The organism is Bradyrhizobium sp. UFLA05-108 (genome assembly GCF_059803455.1).
This window is the reverse complement of record NZ_JBANAZ010000139.1, coordinates 1-6,550: the sequence shown is the minus strand read 5'-3', so window position 1 is coordinate 6,550 and position 6,550 is coordinate 1. Positions and strand designations below refer to the sequence as shown.

At 64.3% G+C, this 6,550-nt stretch carries 4 protein-coding genes; 2 read left to right on the top strand and 2 right to left on the bottom strand.

Features of this window, described 5'->3' with window-relative positions:
• The first annotated feature begins 152 nt into the window (after window positions 1–152).
• Together SO140_RS45035 and SO140_RS45030 are read left to right on the top strand one after the other, a co-directional pair.
• On the top strand, window positions 153–1,061 hold the full coding sequence (locus SO140_RS45035) for a LysR family transcriptional regulator (RefSeq protein WP_449377498.1): 909 nt from the start codon (window positions 153–155) through the stop codon (window positions 1,059–1,061).
• A 59-nt stretch (window positions 1,062–1,120) separates the two neighbouring features.
• Window positions 1,121–1,849 carry a helix-turn-helix transcriptional regulator gene (locus SO140_RS45030; RefSeq protein WP_449377497.1) on the top strand — a complete coding sequence of 243 codons (729 nt, stop codon included), beginning with the start codon at window positions 1,121–1,123 and terminating at the stop codon, window positions 1,847–1,849.
• A 58-nt stretch (window positions 1,850–1,907) separates the two neighbouring features.
• Here SO140_RS45030 and iaaH read toward each other — a convergent pair whose 3' ends face one another.
• Together iaaH and SO140_RS45020 are read right to left on the bottom strand one after the other, a co-directional pair.
• Window positions 1,908–3,335: an indoleacetamide hydrolase gene (gene iaaH, locus SO140_RS45025; protein ID WP_449377582.1), complete on the bottom strand. Its 1,428-nt coding sequence runs from the start codon at window positions 3,333–3,335 to the stop codon at window positions 1,908–1,910.
• A gap of 178 nt (window positions 3,336–3,513) precedes the next feature.
• A partial coding sequence (locus SO140_RS45020) for an indolepyruvate ferredoxin oxidoreductase family protein (RefSeq protein WP_498544125.1) occupies window positions 3,514–6,550 on the bottom strand: 3,037 nt, incomplete at its 5' end.

Below are 6,550 nucleotides of genomic sequence, written 5' to 3'. Positions count from 1 at the left end.
GGTGGTCGACATGGCACTCTCCGGATCTCCGGGCGTCCTCTCTGGGAAGCTCGCCCTCGTTGGCTGCCAATGTGCGCTGTCCCATCCGTTGTGATAATCCACGAAGAACTGGAAGCATTATCCAGCCGCAGCGGATAATCGGAGCCTCGATCATGGACCGCTTCACCAGCCTCACGGCCTTCGTCCGGGTGGTCGACAGCGGCGGTTTCTCAGCCGCCGCCCGCCGGCTCAACATGTCGACGACCATGGTGAGCAACCACGTCCAGGCGCTGGAGGACCGGCTCGGCGTGCGCCTCCTCAACCGCACGACGCGGAAAGTGAGTCTCACCGAGATCGGCCAGGCCTATTACGACCGCTCGACGCAGATCCTCGCCGATCTCGAACAGGCCGACGATATCGCAGGCGCGCTGCAATCGACGCCGCGCGGTACGCTGCGGATCCACTCCGCCACCCACATGGTGCCGTTCGTCGCGCCCGTGGTGGCCGAATTCCTGTCCGCCTATCCGGAGGTGAAGGTCGATTTGCGCATGGGCGAAGCCAATATCGATCTGATTGCGGAGGGATTTGATCTGGCGCTGCGCATGACGTCGCCGCCGGATTCAAGCCTGATCGTTCGCAGCCTTGCGACCTGGCGGCACGTGCTGTGCTGCTCGCACGCCTATATCGAGGCGCGCGGACGCGTGCAGCAGCTCGAGGAGCTAGCGGAGCACAATTGCGTGCGTCACCTGAACTATCCCTTCGACGAGTGGCGCTTTCTCGATCGCAAGGGAAACCCGGCATCGGTTCGCGTATCCGGCACTCTCATGACCAACAGCGGTGAGGCCTTGCGAACCGTTGCGCTGCAAGGCGCCGGCATTTGCCTGGCGGCGGGATTTTTGGTGCACGACGATCTCGAAGCCGGCCGCCTGGTTCGCCTGCTGCCGGAATTCCGGCCGATGGAGCTGTCGATGAACGCGGTCTATCCGCATCGCCATCATCTGTCGGCGAAGGTCAGGACCTTCATCGACATGCTCGTGCATCACAGCGCCGAGCAGCAGAAGCTGATCAATCCCTACGCCTGACGCGATTGATGGTGAAGCCGGTTCCCCTGCTCAGATTTGCCCGTTAGACTGGTGGCGCCATGTACGTCACCGCTGCAGAGAGCAGGGGCCTCGCGCGCATCTTCGGGCTGTTGTCCGAGGACATGGCGGAACGCGACGTCCGTGAAGCGGTCGGACATCATCTGCTCGAATTGCTGCAGGCAGATTACTACGCATCTTTCGTCTGGCAGGCCGCGACGAAGACTTTCGGCAAGGCCGTGTTCCTGCACATGGATCCGAAGAACCTTGCAAACTACGACGCCTATTACCAGTACCACGATCCCATCACCTTCAAGCTCCAGGCACGCCGTGAAGCAACTCTGGTGACGCAGGTGATGCCGCAACGCGACCTCATGCGCACGGAGTTCTTCAACGACTTCCTCGCCCGCGACGGTCTCCATTGGGGCGTCAACGCCTATACTTTTGCCGGCAATCGCAACATCGGCGATGTCAGGATCTGGCGCGGCCGTATGCGGGACAATTTCGACGTCCATACGCTGGAGTTGCTGCGGCTGATCGAGCCGGCATTCACGGGAGCGCTCGTCCGCGCAAACGGCGGCGCCGTGGAGGGCGGTGCATCACCGGTTCTCAAGCTCTCGGTTCGCGAGTTCGAAATCGCGCGCATGATCGGCGATGATCTCAGCGACAAGGAGATCGCCCACCGGCTCCAGGTCGAGGTGTCGACGGTCCGCACCTATCTGAAGCGCATCTTCGAGAAGCTCGGCGTGCGCCGCCGCAGCGGCGTCGCCAGCCTGCTGGCAAGGCACTAGCCTTAAGGCACTAGCCTCAAGCGCGATGACGATTCATCCTGATCCCATCGCGCTTTGATCAGTGCGTCGGCGCCGGCAGCCGCCCGAACACCTTCTCCATCGCCATTCCGATCGCGAGCAGCCGGCGGTCGCTTCCGGCGGGCCCATCGAGCTCGAGACCAACTGGCAGCTTGCTCGAAGCGCCCAGTGCGGCCGGAATCTGGATGCCGGGAACACCGGCATTGCTGCCGGGATCGGTGTTCTGGATGAAGAGCAGGAAATTAGGCAGGCTGCTGGAATCGGGGTTCGCCTCGATCGCGACTTCCGGCGTGGTCGGGAAGGCGATCGCATCGAGCCTGTTCTTCGCGAAGGTGTCGCGATAGAGCGCCTGGAGCGCCGGACGAGCTGTTTTCATAGCCGCGTCGTAGACCGGCTTGCCATCAACAACCGTGTTGTCGGGACCAGGCAATTTGTGCGGGATCACCAGGCCATCATAGGTGCCTTTTACATCGGGACTTGCAATTTCCTTGGCCAGCGCTTCGATGGTGATGCCGGTGCCGGTGTGCTTGAGATAGGCGACCATGTCTTCACTGGCCTCATAGATGGCCACGGGGAAACTCACTTTGCCGTTGAGCTCGGCGAGTTGTGGCATCTCGACATCGACCACGGTGACGCCCTGCGATTTGAGCTTGTCGATCGCCCCTTTGAAGGCGGCATCCGTATCGCCGTCGAGATTGGCCTGCATGGTTTTCACGACGCCGATACGCACCTGCTTCAGATCGGCGGGAGCGATCGCGCTGCCGCCGGCGATGACACGGTCGAGCGCCGCTACGTCCCTGATGGTTGCCGCCATCGGGCCCGCAGTGTCGCGGGTGTGGGAGATCGGCGCGATGCCCCCTTGCGGATAGCGTCCGACGGTCGGCCGCAGCGACGCACAGCCATTGAGCGCGCAGGGGATTCTGACCGATCCGCCGGTGTCGGTGCCGAGGCCTGCGGTCACGATCCGCGCACCGATCGCGGCGGCTGTTCCAGACGAGGAGCCGCCGGCGATCTTGCTGTTATCATAGACGTTGCGGACGCCGGGCTCGGCGCCGGTTTTGAAGCCCCCATTGTATCCGGAGATGCCGAAGGCCAGCTCGTGCATGTTGGTCTTGCCGATGATGATCGCGCCGGCTGCGCGCAGCCTCGCCGCGACGGCAGCGTCCTTCTTCGGCATGAAACTCTTCAGCGCCGGCGTGCCGGCACTGGAGGGCAGTCCGGCGACCTCGATATTGTCCTTGATCACGATGGGCACGCCGCCAAGCGGCTGGCACTGGCGCTTCCTGGGCCGCGCATCGAAGGCCTCCGCGGCCTTCATGGCGCCGGACTCGTCCAGCGTGATGAAAGCATTCAGATTGGGATTGGCCCTGGCGCGGGCAAGCGTTGCCGATGTCAGCGCCTTGCTCGTGACCTTGCCTGCGCAGATGTCCGCTGCGGCCTGGGTCATCGTCAGATGGTCGAGATCGATCGCTTGCTGTGCGAGCGCGGGCGCCGGCAGCACGGCGACAGACAGGATGAGGCTGGCGATGGTCGAATTCAGCGAAACAGTTCTGCGTTCCATGCGGCTCCCCGTCGGCGAAGGTGACCGCCGGAGCTTACCTCAGGCCGAGGACGGTGCCTGTCCTCATTTTTGTGGACGCCGCGCCTCAGGCTGCCCGGGCAGATGCCGGCTGCGCCAGCAAGGATGCGACCTCGGCCTTGACCTTCGTGGTTGCTGCATCCTTCACCGGCCCATAACCGCGAATGTCCATGGGGGCCTTGGCTATTGCCACAAGATCCGTCAGGGACGCAGTCTCGAGCTTGCCGAGCAACACGTCGATCGTTCTCTCGTACCAGGTGATCAGTTCCCGTTCCGCGCGCCGCTCGGCGGTGTAGCCGAACGGATCGAACGGTGTGCCGCGCAGTGTCTTCAGCCGTGCGAGCACGGCAAGCGGCATCTGGATCCACTGCCCGAAAGTGCGCTTGCGCGGCCGCCCGCGCGCGTCGCGCTTTGAGGGGAGGAAGGGCGGCGCCAGATGATAGTTGACCCTGAAATCGCCGTCGAACTCGCGCTTGAGCGTGTCCAGAAAGCCGGTCTGCATGTGCAGGCGTGCCACCTCGTATTCGTCTTTGTAGGCCATCAGCTTGAACAGGGACCGCGCGACCGCATCGGTCAGCGCCTCGCTGCCGAATCTCCTCTCAGCGCTGCGCACCTTTGCAATCATTGCCCGATAGCGCGCCGCATAGCTCGCGTCCTGATACGCAGTCAAAAATTCGGCACGACGGTCGATCACCTGATCGAGCGTCTCGGCGACGGGAGAGCCCTCCGGCCTCGAGAGAAAATCCGGATCGGCCGCGGCGATGCGGCCCCAGGCAAATGCCTGCTTGTTGCGCTCGACCGCGACGCCATTGAGCTCGATCGCGCGCAGCAAAGCTTGCGGCGAGACCGGCACTAGTCCGCGCTGCCAGGCAAATCCGAGCATGATGATGTTGGCGTAGACGGCATCGCCGAGCAGACGCTCGGCCAGCGCGTTTGCGTTGATGGTGCCGAGGTTGCCGTCGCCGATGACCTGGCGGATCGCGTGCAGGCGGGCGGGCGAGGCGAGATCGGCGTCGCGGAAGCGGACGACGTCGCCGGTCGGCATCTCCGCCGTGTTGATCGCGGCGCGCGTGCCGCGGCGATAAGTGCCGGAGGCCTTTGGTGAGGAGCTGACGACGAGATCGCAGCCGATCAGTGCGTCAGTGGCGCCCTGATCGATACGTACCTGATGCAGCGCCTCCGGGCTCGCGGCAAGACGGATGTAGCTGAGCACGGGGCCGAATTTCTGCGCAAAGCCGGTGAAATCCAGCACCGAGACGCCGCGGCGTTCGAGATGCGCGGCCATGCCGATCAGCGCGCCCACGGTGATCACGCCGGTGCCGCCGACGCCGGTCACCAGGAGATCGTAGGGCCGATCGAGCGACGTGGGGGCCGGCAGGGGAAGCGTCGCCGCGCGGCCGATCGCGTCGATATTGCTCGCGGTCTTCGCGCGACGCGCGGCGCCTTCGACGGTCACGAAACTCGGGCAGAAGCCGTTGAGACAGGAAAAATCCTTGTTACAGGCCGACAGGTTGATCTGGCGCTTGCGGCCGAACGGCGTCTCCTTCGGCTCGACGCTCAGGCAGTTGGACTCGACCGAACAGTCGCCGCAACCTTCGCAGACGAGATCGTTGATATAGGCAAAGCGTTTCGGATCGGCCATCTGACCGCGCTTGCGCCGGCGGCGCTTTTCGGTGGCGCAGGTCTGCTGATAGATCAGCACGGAGACCCCTTCGACCTCGCGCAACTCGCGTTGCACGGCGTCCATCTCCTCGCGCGGATGGATGGTCACGCCGTCAGGTAAATCCGCGGGCGAGAACCGCGCGGGATTGTCAGACACCAGCGCGATGCGCGAAACGCCCTCGGCGCGGACGCTGTGCGCGATCGCGTGCACGCTGACGGGGCCATCGACCGGCTGGCCGCCGGTCATCGCCACCGCGTCGTTGAACAGGATCTTGTAGGTGATGTTGGCTTTCGCGGCGATCGCCTGCCGGATCGCCATCGAGCCGGAGTGATAGTAGGTGCCTTCGCCGAGATTTTGGAACACGTGCTTGTGGCCGGTGAACCTTGACGAAGCCGCCCAGTTCACGCCTTCGCCGCCCATCTGGATCAGCGACGAGGTCTCGCGGTCCATCCAGCTCGCCATGAAATGGCAGCCGATGCCGGCCAGCGCCTTGGAGCCTTCGGGGACTTTGGTTGACGTATTGTGCGGGCAGCCCGAGCAGAAATAGGGCGTGCGCGTCGCGCCGCTGACGGTGATCACGCGCTCTGCCTCCGGCGACAGCGCGGCCGCACGCGCGGCGAGGTTCAACCCCGGAAACATCGGGTCGAGCCGCCGCGCCAAAACGCCCGCGAGCGCGCGTGGCGACAATTCGCCGATCCAGGAGATCAGCCGCGCCCCTCGCTCGTCATGCTTGCCGACCATGCGCTCGGGTTTCGAGCCAGGATAATCGTAAAAATACTCCTTGAACTGGCTCTCGATGATGCCGCGCTTCTCCTCGACCACCAGGATCTCGCGCTTGTCCTTCACGAACTCCATCGCGTCGTGCAGCGCCAGCGGCCAGACCATGCCGACCTTGTAGATGTCGATGCCGATGCTGCGGCATGCGCCCTCATCAAGGCCCATCAGGCGCAGCGCCTCCATCAGGTCGAGATGCGCCTTGCCGGTGGTAACGATGCCATAGGTCGCGTGCGGGATGTCGTAGATGTGCCGGTCGATCGGATTGGCCTTTGCGAAGGCATAGACCGCGTGCTTCTTCGCCTCCAGCCGCTCCTCGATCTGCGGCCCCGGCAGATCCGGCCAGCGATAGTGCAGCCCGCCCGGCGGCGGTGTGAAGTCCGGCGTGCGGAAGAGGCGCGGCGGACGCAGCGCCACCGAGGCGCCGGATTCCACGATCTCCGAGATCGCCTTGAAGCCGACCCACATGCCGGAGAAGCGGCTCAACGCGTAGCCATATTCGCCGAACTCCAGATATTCGCTGACGCTTGCCGGATGCAGCGTCGGCATGAACCAGCTCATGAAGGCGACGTCGGACTGGTGCGGCATCGAGGAGGAGACGCAACCGTGGTCGTCGCCGGCGACCACCAGCACGCCGCCGTGCGGCGAGGAGCCGTAGGCGTTGCCG

Bases quoted from the DNA above. Each gene is read 5' to 3' on its own strand.
- SO140_RS45035 (WP_449377498.1), top strand. From the start codon at position 153: ATGGACCGCTTCACCAGCCTCACGGCCTTCGTCCGGGTGGTCGACAGC.
- SO140_RS45030 (WP_449377497.1), top strand. From the start codon at position 1,121: ATGTACGTCACCGCTGCAGAGAGCAGGGGCCTCGCGCGCATCTTCGGG.